Origin of the sequence: Nonomuraea sp. NPDC003709 (genome assembly GCF_040610775.1) — a bacterium.
GTDB classification, from domain to species: domain Bacteria; phylum Actinomycetota; class Actinomycetes; order Streptosporangiales; family Streptosporangiaceae; genus Nonomuraea; species Nonomuraea angiospora_A.
The window spans coordinates 129422-145680 of sequence record NZ_JBEXMW010000016.1 but is presented as its reverse complement, the minus strand read 5'-3'; the positions used below and the strand labels follow the sequence as shown (position 1 = coordinate 145680).

The 16259-nt window shown below is 69.6% G+C and carries 14 protein-coding genes; 9 read left to right on the top strand and 5 right to left on the bottom strand.

The window, feature by feature from the left end; all coding sequences use genetic code 11:
* Positions 1-78 precede the first annotated feature (78 nt).
* Entirely contained in the window at positions 79-747 is a 669-nt protein-coding gene (locus ABZX61_RS39785) for a tyrosine-protein phosphatase (RefSeq protein WP_355201657.1), read from the top strand.
* A 108-nt stretch (positions 748-855) separates the two neighbouring features.
* Positions 856-3285, top strand: coding sequence for a SpoIIE family protein phosphatase (locus ABZX61_RS39780; protein WP_355201655.1), 2430 nt, complete (start codon positions 856-858; stop codon positions 3283-3285).
* Here the strand turns inward: ABZX61_RS39780 and ABZX61_RS39775 are convergent.
* The 3 genes from ABZX61_RS39775 to ABZX61_RS39765 all read right to left on the bottom strand — a co-directional run bounded on the left by ABZX61_RS39775 (position 3275) and on the right by ABZX61_RS39765 (position 6119).
* Positions 3275-4213 (bottom strand): aldose epimerase family protein, encoded by a 939-nt coding sequence (locus ABZX61_RS39775; protein ID WP_355201653.1) that lies wholly within the window; start codon positions 4211-4213, stop codon positions 3275-3277. The genes ABZX61_RS39780 and ABZX61_RS39775 overlap by 11 nt on opposite strands.
* Positions 4210-5172: a LacI family DNA-binding transcriptional regulator gene (locus tag ABZX61_RS39770; RefSeq protein ID WP_355201651.1), complete on the bottom strand. Its 963-nt coding sequence runs from the start codon at positions 5170-5172 to the stop codon at positions 4210-4212. Before ABZX61_RS39770 ends, ABZX61_RS39775 begins: the two co-directional genes overlap by 4 nt.
* A gap of 152 nt (positions 5173-5324) precedes the next feature.
* A complete protein-coding gene (locus ABZX61_RS39765; RefSeq protein WP_350724725.1) occupies positions 5325-6119 on the bottom strand; it encodes an NAD(P)-dependent oxidoreductase in 795 nt (264 codons plus the stop codon).
* 135 nt (positions 6120-6254) lie between these two features.
* Between ABZX61_RS39765 and ABZX61_RS39760 the strand changes: the two genes are divergently transcribed.
* The 5 genes from ABZX61_RS39760 (at position 6255) to ABZX61_RS39740 (ending at position 11089) form a co-directional block, all read left to right on the top strand.
* The gene (locus ABZX61_RS39760) at positions 6255-7562 is read left to right on the top strand and encodes a sugar ABC transporter substrate-binding protein (protein ID WP_355201649.1); all 1308 of its coding nucleotides are present in this window, start codon (positions 6255-6257) and stop codon (positions 7560-7562) included.
* Positions 7559-8488: a sugar ABC transporter permease gene (locus ABZX61_RS39755; RefSeq protein WP_355201648.1), complete on the top strand. Its 930-nt coding sequence runs from the start codon at positions 7559-7561 to the stop codon at positions 8486-8488. Before ABZX61_RS39760 ends, ABZX61_RS39755 begins: the two co-directional genes overlap by 4 nt.
* On the top strand, positions 8485-9345 hold the full coding sequence (locus ABZX61_RS39750; protein WP_350724719.1) for a carbohydrate ABC transporter permease: 861 nt from the start codon (positions 8485-8487) through the stop codon (positions 9343-9345). The genes ABZX61_RS39755 and ABZX61_RS39750 overlap by 4 nt, the downstream gene beginning before the upstream one ends.
* Before the next feature lie 67 nt (positions 9346-9412).
* The gene (locus tag ABZX61_RS39745; RefSeq protein WP_350724718.1) at positions 9413-10174 is read left to right on the top strand and encodes an IclR family transcriptional regulator; all 762 of its coding nucleotides are present in this window, start codon (positions 9413-9415) and stop codon (positions 10172-10174) included.
* A 12-nt stretch (positions 10175-10186) separates the two neighbouring features.
* A complete protein-coding gene (locus tag ABZX61_RS39740; RefSeq protein WP_355201646.1) occupies positions 10187-11089 on the top strand; it encodes a 5-dehydro-4-deoxyglucarate dehydratase in 903 nt (300 codons plus the stop codon).
* 1 nt (position 11090) lies between these two features.
* Here the strand turns inward: ABZX61_RS39740 and ABZX61_RS39735 are convergent, their stop codons facing one another.
* Complete coding sequence (locus ABZX61_RS39735) at positions 11091-11615, bottom strand: DUF402 domain-containing protein (protein ID WP_355201644.1); 525 nt, start codon at positions 11613-11615, stop codon at positions 11091-11093.
* 403 nt (positions 11616-12018) lie between these two features.
* Positions 12019-13488, bottom strand: coding sequence for an aldehyde dehydrogenase (NADP(+)) (locus ABZX61_RS39730; RefSeq protein WP_355201643.1), 1470 nt, complete (start codon positions 13486-13488; stop codon positions 12019-12021).
* A gap of 104 nt (positions 13489-13592) precedes the next feature.
* On the opposite strand from ABZX61_RS39730, the gene ABZX61_RS39725 reads away from it, so the two are divergent.
* Both ABZX61_RS39725 and ABZX61_RS39720 read left to right on the top strand, forming a co-directional pair.
* Entirely contained in the window at positions 13593-14849 is a 1257-nt protein-coding gene (locus tag ABZX61_RS39725) for a glucarate dehydratase family protein (protein WP_355201641.1), read from the top strand.
* Positions 14846-16249, top strand: coding sequence for a hypothetical protein (locus tag ABZX61_RS39720; RefSeq protein WP_355201639.1), 1404 nt, complete (start codon positions 14846-14848; stop codon positions 16247-16249). Before ABZX61_RS39725 ends, ABZX61_RS39720 begins: the two co-directional genes overlap by 4 nt.
* The last annotated feature ends 10 nt before the right edge of the window (positions 16250-16259 follow it).

Sequence of the window (16259 nt, the reverse complement as noted above, 5' to 3'; positions counted from 1 at the left end):
ACGAAGATCCCGGGAAGGTTCACCCGATGTCCACGTAAAAGCCGTACGGCCGCAGACAACTCCTTCCTGAATGGTCCTATGCCACTCCTCAACCTCCGGGACATCGCGACGGAGACCGCGCTGCGCCCCGGTGTGCTCTACCGCTCCGCGCAGCCGCACACCCTCACGGCCGAGGACGCGAAGCTGGTGGCCGGGCTGCGGCTCATCGCCGACCTGCGCGGCGACAACGAGCGGGGCCCCGGCGACTGGGCGCCCGTCCTCGGCGGCGCCGTCCGGCACGCGCTGCTCGGCGCGGGCTCCTCCGACGCCTCGCCCGCCCAGCTCGCGGCGCTGCCGCCCGACCTGACCCTCGGCGACCTGTACGTCGGCCTCCTGCGGCACCGGACGACCTGGTTCGCCGGCGTCGTCGCCGAGATCGCCGACGGCCTGCCCGCCCTCGTCCACTGCGCCGCCGGCAAGGACCGCACCGGCATCGTCGTCGCGCTGATCCTCGACCTGCTCGGCGTGGAGCACGAGGCCATCGTCCGCGACTATGCGCTCACCGCGAAGGCGCTGCCCGACGTCATAGTGATGCTCGACATGACGCCGTCGCGGGACGCGCCCGCCGCGCTGCTGGAGGCGCCGGAGAGCGCGATGCGGACGTTCCTGGTCGCGCTGGGCGAACTCGGCGGCGCGGAGCGGCTCCTGCTGGCCAACGGCCTCACCAAGGCGCACATGGACCGCCTCAGGGCCGCCCTCGTACCCTGAGCGCGCCGGTCCGGCCCACCTTCTTCACAACAGGAGGTATCAACGGCACCATTCTGACACTCTGAGAGTGACCGTACTGCCACATCGAGTGATGTTCTAGGACGCAGAGTGGACACGACCAGGGTGTCGAGCACGGCCTTCGACGGGACTCCCCATGCCCCGGCTCAGGCGCGCAAGTTCGTCCGCCAGGTGCTCGGCGAATGGCGCCTGAGCCATCTGGCGGAGGACGCCGTGCTGCTGACCAGCGAACTCGTCACGAACGCCGTCGTGCACGCGGGCACCGGCGTCGAGCTCACCTGCCGCCTGGACGTGACGGCCAGCCCCCCGAAGCTGGAGATCGAGGTCGACGACCGCCACCCCACGCGGACGATCCTGGCGGCCGGGCCCGCGCCCGAGCCGACGCGTGCGTCCGGGCGCGGCCTCGCGCTCGCGGGCATGCTGGCCGACGCCTGGGGCGTCACGTACACGAGGACCGCCAAGCGCGTCTGGGTGCGCATGGAGATCTCGGACGGCTGCGACGTCCAGGAGGCCGCGCCGCCGCCCACCGCGGCGCCCATCGAGACCCTGCACGTCGGCGTGATCGTCGCCGACCGCGACGGGGTCGTGCGGTCGTGGAACCCGGAGGCCGAGAAGCTGCTCGGCTGGCGGGCCGACCAGGCGGTCGGCCGATCCCTGGAGCGGTTAGTGGCCTGGCGCGGCCACGGGCCGTACGCGCTGTCGCTGGCCGACACCCTCGGCCTGGGCCGGTGGCGAGGCGAGGCGCGCATGCGGCACCGGGACGGCCGGCTCGTCCCCGTCTACGTCTCCCACCTGCGCTCCCGGCGGCAGCGCTGCTCGATCTGGATGGTGGTGGCCGCCGACCACGGCTACGTGCTGACGCCGCCGCCGGCGCCGCAGCTGGGCGGGGCAGGCCGGCGCATCAAGGACCTGCTCGGCCAGGACATGCCGTTCGCCGAGCTGCTCGACACGATCGCCCAGGTCGTGCAGATCTCCAGCGGGGGCGACGCCGCGTACGTGCTGCTCGCCGCGGAAGGCGGCAACAGGTTCGGCGTGGCGGCGGGCGCGGGGGCGACGGCGGGGCTGGTGGGGGTGCTGGCCACCGGCGTGTTCGGCGCGGAGCGCACGACCCCCACGATGATCGAGGACCTGCTCGCCGTGGACGTCGAGCTGGCCCAGCAGTTGCGCGCCAGGTCGCTGGCGTGCGCGCCGCTGCTGGTCGGCGGCGAGCTGGCCGGCTACATCGTGGTGACGGCCGCCCAGCCGGACCGCTTCGACCAGGAGCTCACGGTCAGCCTCCAGCACATCGCCGGCCAGGTGGCCGTGCCCGTGCAGCGCGAGCGGCTGGCCGAGCAGGACCGCGCGCACCGGGGGCGGCTGTCGTTCCTGGCGGAGGCGGGCGAGCTGCTCGCGGGCGTGCACGACGAGGAGCTGATCGCGGCGCTGACCGCGCAGCTCGTCGTACCCAAGATCGCCACCTGGGCGGCCGTCTACCTGACCGACCTCGCGGGCATGACCAGGCTCGCCCACGTCTGGCACAGCGAGGAGCGCCACAACGCCGACCTGCGCAAGTCGCTGCCGGCCATCCCGCGCACCGCCCTCAGCGAAGTGAGCTGGCCGGTCGGCCCCGAGACCGTGCTGTCGTTCCCGCTGCTCACGCAGGGCCGGTCGCACGGGGCGCTGGTGATCGGCCGCACCGAGCCGACCCTGCCGCTGGAGCTGGCCGACCTGCTGTCGGACCTGTGCCGCCTGGTGGCGCTCAACCTGCACACCGCCATGCTGTACGCCAGGCAGGCGACCACCTCCCGGGTGCTGCAGCGCAGCCTGCTGCCCATGCGCGTGGCGCCCATGCCCGGCCTGGAGTCCGCGGTCGTCTACGAGCCGGCCGAGGAGGGGGCGCACGTCGGGGGCGACTTCTACGACCTGTTCACGGTGGCCGACCACTGGTGCTTCGCGCTGGGCGACGTCTGCGGCAGCGGGCCCGAGGCGGCGGCCGTCACCGGGCTCGCCCGCCACGCCGTACGCCTGCTGGCCAAGGAGCACTACACGGTGGCCGACATCTTCGACCGGCTCAACCACGCGCTGCTGGAGGAGGGTGAGGAGGGCAGGTTCCTCAGCCTGCTGTGCGGCGAGCTGACCCCGCTGCCACAGGGCGGCGCGCTCTGCACGATCGCCTCCGCGGGCCACCCTCCCCCACTCCTGCTGCGGCGGGACGGCAAGGTCGAGCCCATGGCGAGCCCGCAGCTCCTGCTGGGCATCGAGTCCGGCGCCAGGTTCTACGTCGAGACGTTCGAGCTGGCGCCGGAGGAGCTGCTGCTGTGCGTCACCGACGGGGTGACCGAGCGGCGCAACGGCGGCCGGCTGCTCGACGACGGCGACGGGCTGGCCGAGCTGCTGTCCGGCTGCACGGGGCTGAGCGCCCACGCGGTGGCCGAACGCGTGCGGCACGCGGTCGAGACGTTCGCCGACGAGCCGTCGCAGGACGACGTGGCCCTGTTGGTGATCAAGGCCTCCGCCGCCCTGAATCCCATCAGGACGTGAATCTGTACGTGGTCGTCGAGGTGCGCCGCGTGCCCGGGCGGAGCACGGTGGAGGGGAACTGGGGCTTGTTGGGCGAGTCGGGGAAGTGCTGCGTCTCCAGGCACAGCCCGCCGAAGGGCCCGTACGGCGTCGCGTCCCCGTCCAGCATGTGGCCGGTGTAGAACTGCACGCCCGGCTCGGTCGTCGTGACCTCCATGGTCAGGCCGCCGGCCGTCACCGTGGCGCCGCCCCCGCCGAGGACGTAGCAGTGGTCGTAAGCGCCGTCGTTGCGCTCCCCCACCGCGTGCGGCTCGGTGAAGTCGAACGCCGTGCCCTTGACCGGCGCGAGCTCTCCCGTGGGGATCTTGGCGTCGTCCACCGGCAGGTAGTGGTCGGCGTCGATCCGCACGACGTGGTCGCGCACGTCGCCCTCGCCCGAGAGGTCGAAGTAGGAGTGGTTGGTCAGGTTGACCACGGTCGGGGCCTCGGTCTCCGTCTCGTAGTCGATGCGGAGCGCGTCGTCCTCGAGCGTGTACGTCACCCTGGCGGTCAGCGTGCCGGGGTAGCCCTCGTCGCCGTCGGGGCTGATCAGCCTGAGCGTCACCGACGTGGCGTCGTTGGACTCGATGGACCACACCTGCTTGTCGAAGCCCACGATGCCGCCGTGCAGGTGGGCGGTGCCGTTGTTGACGGCCAGCTCGTACTCGACGCCGTCCAGGGTGAAGCGGCCGTTCGCGATGCGGTTGCCGTACCTGCCGACGACCGCGCCGAAGTAGCGGCTGCGGGTCAGGTAGTCCTCCAGCGTGTCCAGGCCGAGGACCACGTTGCGGCCGGACACCTCCAGCGAGCGCACGATGGCGCCGTACGTGAGCACCTCGGCGCGCAGCCGTCCCGACGACAGCTCCACCAGCTCGACGCTCTCCCCTGACGGCAGCGTTCCGAAGTTCATGATTGGGCCCTTCCCGTGGACTCTCTGACAATGAGGGCGGTGTCGAGGGTCACTGTCGCGCCCTCGCCCCCCGACTGGAGCAGCAGGTCGACGGCCATCCTCCCGGCGGCCACGGCCGGCATGGCCACCGTGGTGAGCTTGGGCCGGTTGAGCCGTCCCGGCAGGATGTCGTCGAACCCGATCACACTTATCTGGTCTGGTACCCCTATCCCCATCTCCGACAGCCCCTCAATGAGGCCAAGCGCGACGAGATCGTTGTACGCCAGCACCGCCGTGGCCCCGCAGGCCGCCACGTCGGCGGCCACCGCCAGGCCGCCCGACTCCGTGGGCTGGTTGGGGCCGAAGAAGACGAGGTCGAGCCCGGGCGACTCGGCCGCGGCGCCCTGCATCTCGTTGCTGGTCCACGAGCCGATCGGGCCCGACACGAGCGCGATCCTGCGATGCCCCAGCCCGACCAGGTGCTCCAGTGCCAGCTTGGCGCCCTGGGCGACGTTCATCAGGACGGCGGGCATGCCCCGGATGCGCCGGTTGACCACCACGAACGGCACGTCCTCGGCCAGCCGTTCGATCATCTTGTTCGACAGGCGGGGGCTGCACAGCAGGACGCCGTCCACCTGCTTGGCGAACGTCCTGATCAGCTCCTCCTCGACGCGCGGATCCTCGTCGGTGTCGGCCACGAACACGTGGTAGTCGCGGCCCCTGGCCTGCGCCTGGGCGGCCTTGATGAGCGGCGGGAAGAACGGGTTGGCGATGTCCGCCACGATCAGGCCCATGTTGAACGTGCGGCCGGTCGTGAGCGCCCTGGCGGCGCGGTTGGGCCGGTAACCGAGGTCGTCGGCGGCGGCCAGCACGCGGCTTCTGGTGGCAGGATTGACCAGGTGGGGGGCGGAGAAGGTGCGGGACACGGTGGAGACGTGCACGCCGCAGGCGCGGGCCACGTCCTTGATCGTCGCCGCCATCGTCGTTCTCCCTTGCAAACGGTTGCCAGAATAAACCTTGACCTTCGCGCCTCCCGTCGTCAAGGTTCTTGCAACCGGTTGCCGGCCTCTCCGCTCTTCACCCCATGCGATGCGGCCGGCCCGGTACGGCAGCGGCCGCGAATCGACCAGGGTTACCAGCGACCCCCCAGCTCGTTGAGGGTGAACACCCCTCCGGCGCGGTTGTGGAGCGGCTCAGAAAGATCCGGCTCCCCCAGCTCGGCGATGAGCGCCGCCGCCTGGGAGTCGGAGGAGTCGCGGGACTCGTACCCGATGGCCTTGGCCTCCTCCAGCGACCACCACCGCCGCGCGTTGTCCGAGACCCCCCAGACCACGTGGTACCCGGGCGCGGTCAGCGCCGCCTCGACCAGCCGGGTCAGGTCGTCAGGTGAGATCCACGTGGCCAGCCCGCGCGTGTCGCCGGAGGCCTCGTTGCAGGTGCCGAGCCGGACCACGGTGACGTTCATGCCGAACCGGTCGTGGTACAGGCTCCCGAGCGCCTCCATGACGACCTTGCTCACTCCGTAGAAGGTGTCAGGCCGGGGAAAGGCGTAGTCGGGCAAATCGGAGCCGTCAGCGGGGCGGGTGTGGTAACCGGCCGCGTGATGGCTGCCCATGAGCACCAACTGCTGGACGCCCTCCTCGCGCGCCGCCTCCAACAGCACTTGCGTGCCGTTGATGTTGGCCTGCACGATGTCCGCCCAGGGATGTTCCCGGCTCTGGCCGCCAAGGTGGATCACCGCGTCCACGCCCTTCATCGCCTCGGCCACCGCGGCCGGGTCGGCGAGGTCGGCCGTCACCCACTCTTCACCGGGGCCCGGCTCGATCGGGTGAAGGTCGGAAAGCCGCAGAGTGCGGCCGTCACGGGCGAGCCGTGGGCGGAGCAGCGTGCCAACTTTTCCAGCGGCTCCGGTCATAAGAATGCGCATGTCTCATGGTGTACACGATTCTGGCTGAAATTCACATCCTTGAATATTGACCGTGAACCATGCAACTAGTTACGTTCACAGCCACGAGTTCAAGTCCACGACTCATGTCCACGTATGTGAACGGGAGGCGGTCTGATGTCACGTCGTCTGCTCGGGGTCGCGATGACAGCGACCCTGGCCGTAACGCTGACAGGCTGCGGTTCCGGGGGATCAAGCTCAGACAACGCTCTGGAGATCTGGATCAGGCAGGCGCCCGATTCGGACTCCGCCAAGACGGCGGTGAAACTCGCCGACGCATTCACGAAGGCCAGCGGGGTGAAGACGAAAGTCGTCGCGCTATTCGACGACTTCGAGACCAAGCTCAACCAGCAGGCCGCCCAGAAGAAGCTTCCCGACATTGTGATCAACGACACCGCCCAGCTCGGAAACATGCACTCGCAGGGCTGGCTGCGCGAGATCGACAAGGCCACGCTGGCCGGCGGCGACAAGCTGTCCGACCGCGCGTGGGTGGCCGCGACGGGCAGCGACGGCAAGCTCTACGCCGCCCCGTTCTCCGCCCAGGCCTTCGCGCTGATCGTACGGAAGGACTGGCGCGAGAAGGTCGGCATGGAGCCGCCGAAGACCTGGGAGGACCTGGCCAAGCTGGCGCAGGCGTTCACCGAGAAGGACCCCGACGGCAACGGCCAGGCCGACACGGCGGGCTTCGTCATCCCGGCGGGCACCAAACGCGGCTACGCCTCCTGGTACGCCTCGTCCCTCATCTACGCCAACGGCGGAGACTTCATCAAGAGCACCGGTGGCGGCCACTTCCAGTCCACGGTCAGCGACCCCAAGACCGTCGAGGCCGTCCAGTACCTGCAGGACCAGTTCTGCAAGACCAAGACCGTCAACCCCGGCGCCGTCAGCAACGACACGACCGTCACGCACGAGGTGTTCGAGAAGGGCCAGGGCGGCATCTACCTGGTCGGTCCGTACGTGCTGGCCAGGTTCGTCAAGAGTGTCGGCACCGACAAGATCGAGGTCCTGCCCCTGCCCAAGGGCCCGTCCGGCGGCCCCGGCACCCTCGGCGAGGGCGAGAACGTCTACCTGATGGCCGGCTCCGACCAGCAGGACGCGCAGAAGAAGTTCGCCGAGTTCGCGATCTCCCCTGACGGCCAGAGGATCGGCATGAACAAGGACGCCAACGGCGCCATCGTCCGCCTGCCCGTCAACACGCAGGTCGACATGGCCGCCGAGCGGCAGGATCCGCGCTGGAAGGTGTTCCAGGACGCGTACGCGAACGCCGTCTACGCCCCGCCCGTGCCGAACTGGGCGCCCATCCGCCAGGACTCGGCCGACTCCATCAACGCGGTCTGGGCCGACTGCTCCTCCAACGTCAAGGCGGCCATGGACCAGCTGAACACCAAACTCACCCAGGAACTCCAGAGCCAGAAAGCGTCATGACCTCGACACTGACCGAGGCGCGCAGCCGTACGGCGACCCCCCACCGCCGCACCAAGCGGGTGCGGTGGCGGGGGCCGCTGATCACCTGGCTGTTCCTGGCGCCCGCGCTGCTGCTGTTCCTGTACTTCAAGTTCATCCCGATGTTCGTGGGCCTGTGGAAGAGCTTCTTCAAGGTCCAGACGTTCCTCGGTGACGAGTGGCTGGGCCTGCAGAACTACCGGACGATCATCAGCGACGCCGACTTCGCCGCGGCCATCTGGCACAGCATCCTGCTGGCGCTGGGCACCACGGTCGGCTCGCTCGTCCTGGGTCTGGGGTTCGCGCTGCTCATCGAGGGGCCGGCGCGCTACCTGTGGTTCGTGCGCACCGCGGCCTTCCTGCCCGTCGTCACCACGATGGCGGCCGTGGCCGAGGTGTGGCGGATCATGTTCCACCCGGCCGACAGCGGGATGCTGAACGTCATCATCGGCTGGGCCGGCATCGATCCCCAGCCGTGGCTGGCCAGCGAGCACTCCTCCCTGTGGTCGATCATGCTGATGAGCATCTGGCGCGGCACCCCGTACGACATGATGATCTTCCTGGCCGGGCTGGTGGGCGTCGACCGCACGCTCTACGAGGCCGCGGCCGTTGACGGCGCCTCCACCTGGCACCGGCTGCGGCACATCACGCTGCCCGCCCTGCGGCCGGTGTTCTGGATCCTGTTCACGCTGGCCGCCATCCGCGGGCTGCGGGTCTTCGTCGAGGTGTACGTCCTGACGAACGGCGGTCCGAACGGGTCGTCCGAGGTGCTGATGACGCTGATCTACAAGCTCGGGTTCCAGAAGAACGACCTGGGCGTGGCCTCGGCGGGCGGGATCGTGCTGTTCCTGGCCACGCTGGTGCTCACCCTGGTCGCGCAGATGTTGCGCAGGAGGCAGGCGACATGAGGTTCGACAGCGCGCTGGGGCTGGAGTCGCGCAAGGGGCCTCTGGCCGTCGGCGGAAAAGTCCTGATTTATAGCTTTATGGTGGTGGTTTTCACCGGGCCGCTGGTCGGGCTGCTCGTCAGCGCGTTCAGCAAGACGCTCGACCCCACCTCCTTCTCCCTGTGGCCGGACGACTTCACGCTGGAGAACTTCGTCCAGGCCAAGGAGAAGAACGTCTACCTCTACCTGCTGAACTCCTTCATCGTCGTGGGCTTCGGCCTGCTGCTGCAGATGCTGGTGAGCGTCTTCGCCGCGTACTCGCTGGCCCGCAAGAAGTTTCGCGGCATGACGTTCGTGCTGCTGCTCATGCTCACCACGATGATGCTCCCCGAGGAGATCATCGCGATCCCCCTCTCGCTGGTGCTGGCCGACATGCCGCTGCTGCACGTGAACCTCATCGGCACGTACGCGGGCATGATCCTGCCGGTCGGCGCCTGGGGCTTCTCCATCCTGGTCATGACCGAGTTCATGAAGGAGGTGCCGGTCGAACTGGAGGAGGCCGCGCGCATCGACGGCGCGGGGGAAATGCGGATCTTCGCCACCATCATCCTGCCGCTGTGCCGTCCCGCGCTCGGCGTGATCGGGGTGTTCGGCTTCACGATGATCTGGGACCAGTACCTGCTGCCCCTGATCGTCGCGCCTGAGTCGAGCATGTGGACGCTGCCCATCGCGCTGCGTTCGCTCCGCTCCGACGAGGAGGTCGGGATCGGCGTGCTGCTGGCCGCCTCGCTGCTGGCGCTGCTGCCGTCGATCATCGCGTTCCTGGCCTTCCAGCGGCAGTTCATGCGCGGTCTGACAAGCGGCGCCATCAAGGGTTAAGTGTCCATGTATCTGGACGCTATCCCATATCCTGGATGTCAACCCGCAGCAGTAGAGGGGATTGAGTATGGAGCCTCAGCTGGTCAAGTCCGCGGAGCGGACGGTGCGCATCCTGGAGGCCCTGGCCGATTCGCACGACAGCCTGACGCTGTCGGAGCTCCAGCAGCGCACCGGGTTCCCGCGCAGCAGCCTTCATGCCCTCATGCGGACGCTGGTCGAGCTCAACTGGGTCGAGACCGACTCGGCCAGGTCCGCGTTCGGGATCGGGCCGCACGCGCTGCTCACCGGCACCGCGTACCTCGACAAGGATCCCGCGCTGCCGTTCGCGCAGGAGACCTTGGAGGACCTGCGGGCAGAGATCGGCCAGACCGCCCATTTCGCCCGCCGGGACGGCGCGCACGTGCTCTACCTGGCCACCCGCGAGTCACGCGAGGCCGACCACGTGATCCCCAGGGTGGGCCGGCGCCTGCCCGCCCACGTCACGGCGCTCGGCCAGGTGCTGCTCGCCCAGCTCACCGACGACGAGGTCATGGCCATCCTGCCCGACCCGCTGTCCTCGCTCACCGACCGCACCATCACCGACCTGAACAAACTGACCGGCGAGCTCGACCAGGTCCGCACCCGCGGCTGGGCGTACGAACGCGAGCAGGGCACCCCCGGCCTTGCCTGCGTGGCCGTGGCGGTCGACTACCGCATCCCGGCCACGGACGCGATCAGCTGCTCGATGCCCGCGAGGCTGGCGCCCGCCGAGGTCGAGCGGATCACCGAGGCGGCGATCAAACACACCCGCAAGCTGGCTGCCACCCTGCGCAGGGAGGGCATCCGCTAGAAAGGACCGTCGATGCGGCTGGATGGTGTTCTCTTCTTCCCGGTGACCCCCTTCGGATCCGATGGCGACCTCGCCGAACCCGTGCTGGCCCGGCACGTCGCCGACGGAGTCGCGGCGGGAGCGGGAGGAGTGTTCGCCGCGTGCGGCACCGGTGAGTTCAACGCCCTCGGCCTCGACGAGTACACCCGGGTGGTGGGCGTCTCCGTCGCCTCCACCGCGGGCCGCGTCCCCGTCTTCGCCGGCGCCGGCGGCCCGCTGCCCGCCGCCAGGGCCATCGCCCGCGCGGCCGCCGCCCAGGGCGCCGACGGGCTGCTGCTCATGCCTCCGTACCTGGTCAGCGGCCCGCCCGCGGGCCTGGTGCGGTACGTACGCGAGGTGGCCGCGACCGTCGACCTGCCGATCATCATCTACCAGCGCGGCACCGCCCGCTTCACCCCCTCAGCCGTCGCCGAACTCGCCGAGCTGCCCAACGTCGTCGGCTTCAAGGACGGCCTGGGGGACTTCGACCTGCTGCAACGGATCATCCTCACCGTCCGCCGGTCCACCGGCAAGGATTTCACCTTCTTCAACGGCCTCCCCACCGCCGAACTGACCGTCCCCGCCTACCGCGGCCTCGGCGTCAACCTGTACTCGAGCGCGGTGTTCGCCTTCGCGCCCGAGATCTCCCTGGCCTTCTACAAGGCGGTGACGGGCGGGGACGAGGTGCTGACGCAGCGGCTGCTGACCGACTTCTACCTCCCGCTGGTGGAGCTCCGCGATCTCGTACCCGGCTACGCGGTCTCGCTGGTGAAGGCGGGGGCGCGGTTGCGGGGGGCGGAGGTCGGAGGCGTACGCCCACCCCTGCTGGACCCGACCCCCGAGCACACGGCCTCCCTGGAGCGCATCATCACCACCGGCCTGGCCATAGCCGGTTGATTCAGCCTCGGCTGACGTCGAAGGGCGGCAGCTCAGCCAGGTTCAGAATGGCTGCCGGCGGGAAGTCCGGCCACGAGCTCGGCGGGTCCTGGTTCAGGTTGCGCAGGTGCTTGTCGATGAAGCGCTGGGCATTGCGCAGAACCCTGACCGCGGTGGCGGCATCGATGGCGCCGTCCTGCAGCGCGTCAGCGAGCTCGTCGAGGTCCAGGACTTCGTAGCGCCGGCTGATCGGGGGCACGACGATGTCCACGTAGAGGTCGTGGACCACCAGCCGCTTCGGGGCCGCCTCCTCCAGTTCGACCAGGTCGACGTACCAACCGCCTTCGAGGGCGTCGACGAAGGTGACCGGCCTTCGGAGCTGTATCCCTTCGTCGGCGATGACGAAGCAGCGATCGGTCGTGGGGCGGCCGGGAACCCGCCACGGGGGAAGGATCTCGACGTCGTAGGCCACGATGTTGTCGCCTGTCCGGACGCCGGGGCACCATTGCCCGGTGCGGTGGTGGACACGTACCTCTTGAAGGGTCACGGATCGCAGTATGACCGCGTCGGGACGCAGCGCCCGGCCCATGCCAACGCCTGACCTTCACTCCAGCACCGACGCTCAACCCCACCCAGGGCCGGCGCCCAACCCCACCCCCACCTCACCCCGAAGCCGACACCTGGCTCGCACCCGGGCCGACACCCGACCCCACCCGAGGCAACCGAGCCCAGCCCCATCGCCACGCCAGCCCCATTGCCAGCCCCATTGCCAGCCCCATTGCCAGCGCCATCGCCACGCCAGCGCCATCGCCACGCCAGCGCCAATGGCCGCCCCCTCGGCCCACGACCGACCAGCCAGCCTCACAGCCGGCCAGTCAGCCGCACGAACCCATCGCCACGAGCCCCGTCAGCCCGCGACCACCATCACGTCCGCTTCGGGAGTGACCCGCTCACGCCTCCAGACGACCGTCAACCCTCCGCGGAACGGACAGCGGGTTGTCGTCCTTGAGCTCGTCCGGCAGCAGCGCCTCCGGCCAGTCCTGGTACGCCGTGGGCGCCAGCCACCGATCGATCGCCGTCGCCCCGACAGAGGTGGACGTCGTGGTCGCGGCAGGCCAAGGACCGCCGTGCTGCATCGCCCAGCACACGGCCACCCCGGTCGGCCACCCGTTCCAGATGAGCCGGCCGGCCTTCCTCCCGAGCACCTCGACGACCTCGCCGGCCTCCTCAGGATCGGTGCCGTGGACGGTCGCGGTCAGCGACCCTTCCAGCCGCTCAAGCACGGGCCGCAAGTCGGAAATTTCCCGATACGTCACCACGATCGACGCCGGCCCGAAGCACTCCTCGGCGATCCGCGGCAGCTTCTCCTCGAACGTGTCCAGATCGGCGGTGAACACCTTGGGCGTGACCGCCCAGCTCCCCTCCCCGGGCTTGCCCTCGGCCAGCAGCTGCAGCTCGCCCAGCCGCTCGACACCGCCGACGTACCCGTCCCTGATCCGCTCGGCCAGCATGGGGCCACCGCTGGTCCCCTCGACCGCCTCGGCCAGGGCCTTGCGCAGCTCGTCGCCCTCGGGCACGAACATGAGCCCGGGGTTCGTGCAGAACTGCCCGACCCCCAGCGTCAGCGACCCGGCGAACCCCGTGGCCACGTCCTTGGCCGGCGCGGAGGGCAGCACGACGACGGGGTTGACGCTGCCCAGCTCGCCGTAGAACGGGATCGGCACCTCCCGCTCGTCGATCAGGCGCTGGATCGCCTTGCCCCCGGCCACGGACCCGGTGAACCCGGCCGCGACCACTCCGGGGTGCTGCACCAGATCGATCCCCGCCTGCATGCCCTGCACCAGACCCAGCAGGTCGGGGTACGGGAGCGCGTCACGAACGATCTTCGCCACCCGCTCGGAGGTGTTCGGGTGCCCGGGGTGCGCCTTGACGACCACCGGGCATCCCGCTGCCAGCGCGGACGCCGTGTCACCACCGGCCACCGAGAACGCGAACGGGAAGTTGCTGGCCGCGAACACGGCGACGACGCCAGGCAGCGCGTGCTTCATCCGCCGCACGTCGGGCCGCGGCGGCGCGAGCGAGGCATCCGCATGATCGATGATGGCCTCGACGTAACCGCCGTCCCTGAGGACCTGGGCGAAGAGCCGGAACTGTCCCGCCGTACGCGCGACCTCGCCGCGCAGCCGTACCTCGCCGAGCGCGGTCTCCTGGTCGGCGAGCTGCCACAGCTCGTCCACGTGCGCGGTGAGCGCGTCGGCGACGGCCTCGAGCGCGAGCGCCCGCTCAGCCGCCGGAGTCGCCCGCCAGGCAGAGCCGGCGGCGGCCGCGGCGGAAACGATCAAGTCGACCCCGGCACTGTCGGTCTCCGGCAGTGCGGCGCCAACGGTCCCGCCGGTCCTGGGGTCGTGTCCGTAGATCATCGAAAGGCCCTTCCGAGCTTGACACTTCTTCAGCTTGATTCTTACAGTTGCGGCAACTTGTCCACAAATCTGGCTATTGTTCACATATCTGGACGGCGGTCTAAATGATCATCAGACAGATCCACGTCACCCCTGTCGCCTTCCGGGATCCGCCGCTTCTGAACGCCGCCGGAGTCCACGAGCCGTGGGCCCTCCGTACCATTGTCGAGGTCGTCACCGATGAGGGCCTGACCGGGTTGGGAGAGACCTATGGAGACCTCGGGCACCTGGGCAAGATACGCGAGTGCGCGCAGGCCCTGATCGGCCTCGACGTGCACGCCACGAACACGATGTACGCCCGGATCAGCGCGATCGTTGGTCACACGGTGACCGACCTGCACGGACTGACCGGTGCCGCCACCAAGGAGAAGAGCATCGACCGGGTCTTCTCCCCCTTCGAGGTGGCCTGCCTCGACATCCGGGGCAAGGCGGCCGGTGTCCCGGTGAGCGACCTCTTGGGCGGCCGTGTCCGGGATGCGGTGCCGTACAGCGCGTACCTCTTCTACAAGTGGGCGGGCCACCCCGGCCAGGACCCCGACCGGTTCGGCGCAGCCTTGGACGAATCGGGTCTCGTAGAACAAGCTTCCCTCCTCATCAAGGAATACGGCTTCGAGTCCATCAAGCTCAAAGGCGGAGTTTTCCCTCCCGACCAGGAAATAGCCGCAACCCGCGCGCTTCACGAGGCATTCCCTGGGGTTCCCCTCCGCCTGGACCCGAATGCCGCCTGGACGGTCGAGACGTCGATCCGCGTGGGCCAGGAACTGGAAGGCACCCTCCAATACCTGGAGGACCCCACTCCCGGCATTTCCGGCATGGCGGAAGTGGCCGCCGCCGTCCCCATGCCGCTCGCCACGAACATGTGCGTGGTCACCCATGAACACCTCCCTCCCGCCATCGCATCCCGCGCGATCGGCGTACTCCTCCTGGACCACCACTACTGGGGCGGTCTCGTACGTTCCGCGCACGTCGCCACCTTGTGCGACACATTCGGCCTGGCGCTGTCCATGCACTCCAACTCCCATCTCGGGATCAGCCTGGCCGCCATGACCCATTTGGCCGCCGCCACACCGAACCTCACGTTCGCGTGCGACACGCACACCCCCTGGCAGGACGGCCAGGACGTGGTGGCGCCCGGCGTCCTGCGCTTCGTGAACGGCGCCGTCCCCGTGCCCACCGGCCCCGGCCTCGGCGTCGAGCTCGACCGTGACGCGCTGGCCGTCATGAACGAGCAGTACGAGAAGTGCGGGATCTCCGCCCGCGACGACACGAGTTACATGCAACGCTTCGAGCCCACCTTTTCCGCAAGGAGACCGCGCTGGTGAACGTGGCCTACGTCTACCCCTGGGACATCGTCGGCGACCCCTCCGCCCCCGACCGCCTGGCCGGCCTCGGGGTGGAGGCGGTAGCTCTGGCAGCGAGCTACCACTCGACGAGAGCGGCCACGCCTTACCACCCGTCCCATCGCGTACTCGACGTTCCCTATCCGGCCTTCTACCTGCCGATCCGCCCGGCGTCCTGGTCCCGCCTGGTCCCCGCGACCCCCACCTGGACCCCGGAGGACGCGTACCTCCAGGCCCGAGACGCTCTGAAAGCGGTCGGCCTCCAGGTGCACGCCTGGACCGTCCTGACTCACAACTCCCACCTGGGCACCGCGAATCCCGACCTGGTCGTACGCAACGCCTTCGGCGACCCGTACCCGTACGCGCTCTGCCCCGCCCACGAGGACGTCCTGGAGTACTGCGAACTCCTGGTCAAGGAGATCCTCACGGTAGGCGAGCCGGACGGCCTCATCCTGGAGGCCTGCGGCCCCATGGGCTTCGGCCACCAGAGCGTCCACGAGAAGACCTCCGGTGCGGACTGGACACCCGCCGACTCGGACCTCCTCTCCCTGTGCTTCTGTACTGCCTGCGCCGACCGCTACCCCGCAGGCACCCGAGACAGAGTCCGCGCCACCATCGACCGCGCCCACCCCGCGCAACCCACCCCAGCCCCCACGACCGGCACCACCACTGCCAGCACCAGCACCAGCACCAGCACCAGCACCAGCACCACGATCGGCAGCAGCACCACGATCGGCACCACCACGGCGGGCAACACCATGGCCAGCGCCACCACGGCCAGCACTAGCACCACGGCCGGCGCCACAACGACCGACACCACCACGGCCGGCACCACAACAGCCGGCACCAACACCACGGCCGGCGCCACAACGGCCGGCACCAACACCACAGCCGGCACCACGGCTCCCAGCACTCACCCACTCACGATCGAACAGGCTCTCGGCGAGCTGACCGACGAGGTCCGCGCCATCCGCGTAGACCTGTCCGGCTCTCTCCGCCACCGCCTGATCGCCGTCGCCCGCAGCACCGCCCCCAACACCCCCATCACCCTGCACGCCAACCCGAACCCCTGGGCAGCAGGCGCCTTCGCACCACTGCCGTCAGGCGAACCGGGAGCAGACGTGCTGGTGGCCAACTGCTGGGGCGACCCCGCCACGGACGCCGCCCGCCTCGCCCAGCTCAAGGACCTGTCCACCCCTGGCCAGCGAATCGGCGCCTATGTCCTGACCCTGCCCCCTCGTCCGGCCGACGCCGCGGCCCTGGCCGACCAACTCCGTACGTACGCCAAGGCAGGCGCGACCGAGTTTCACCTGTACCACGCCGGCCTGGCCTCCCCACAGCGCCTGGCCGCCATCACAGAGGCCCTACGTCAACACGCCTAACGCGACAACC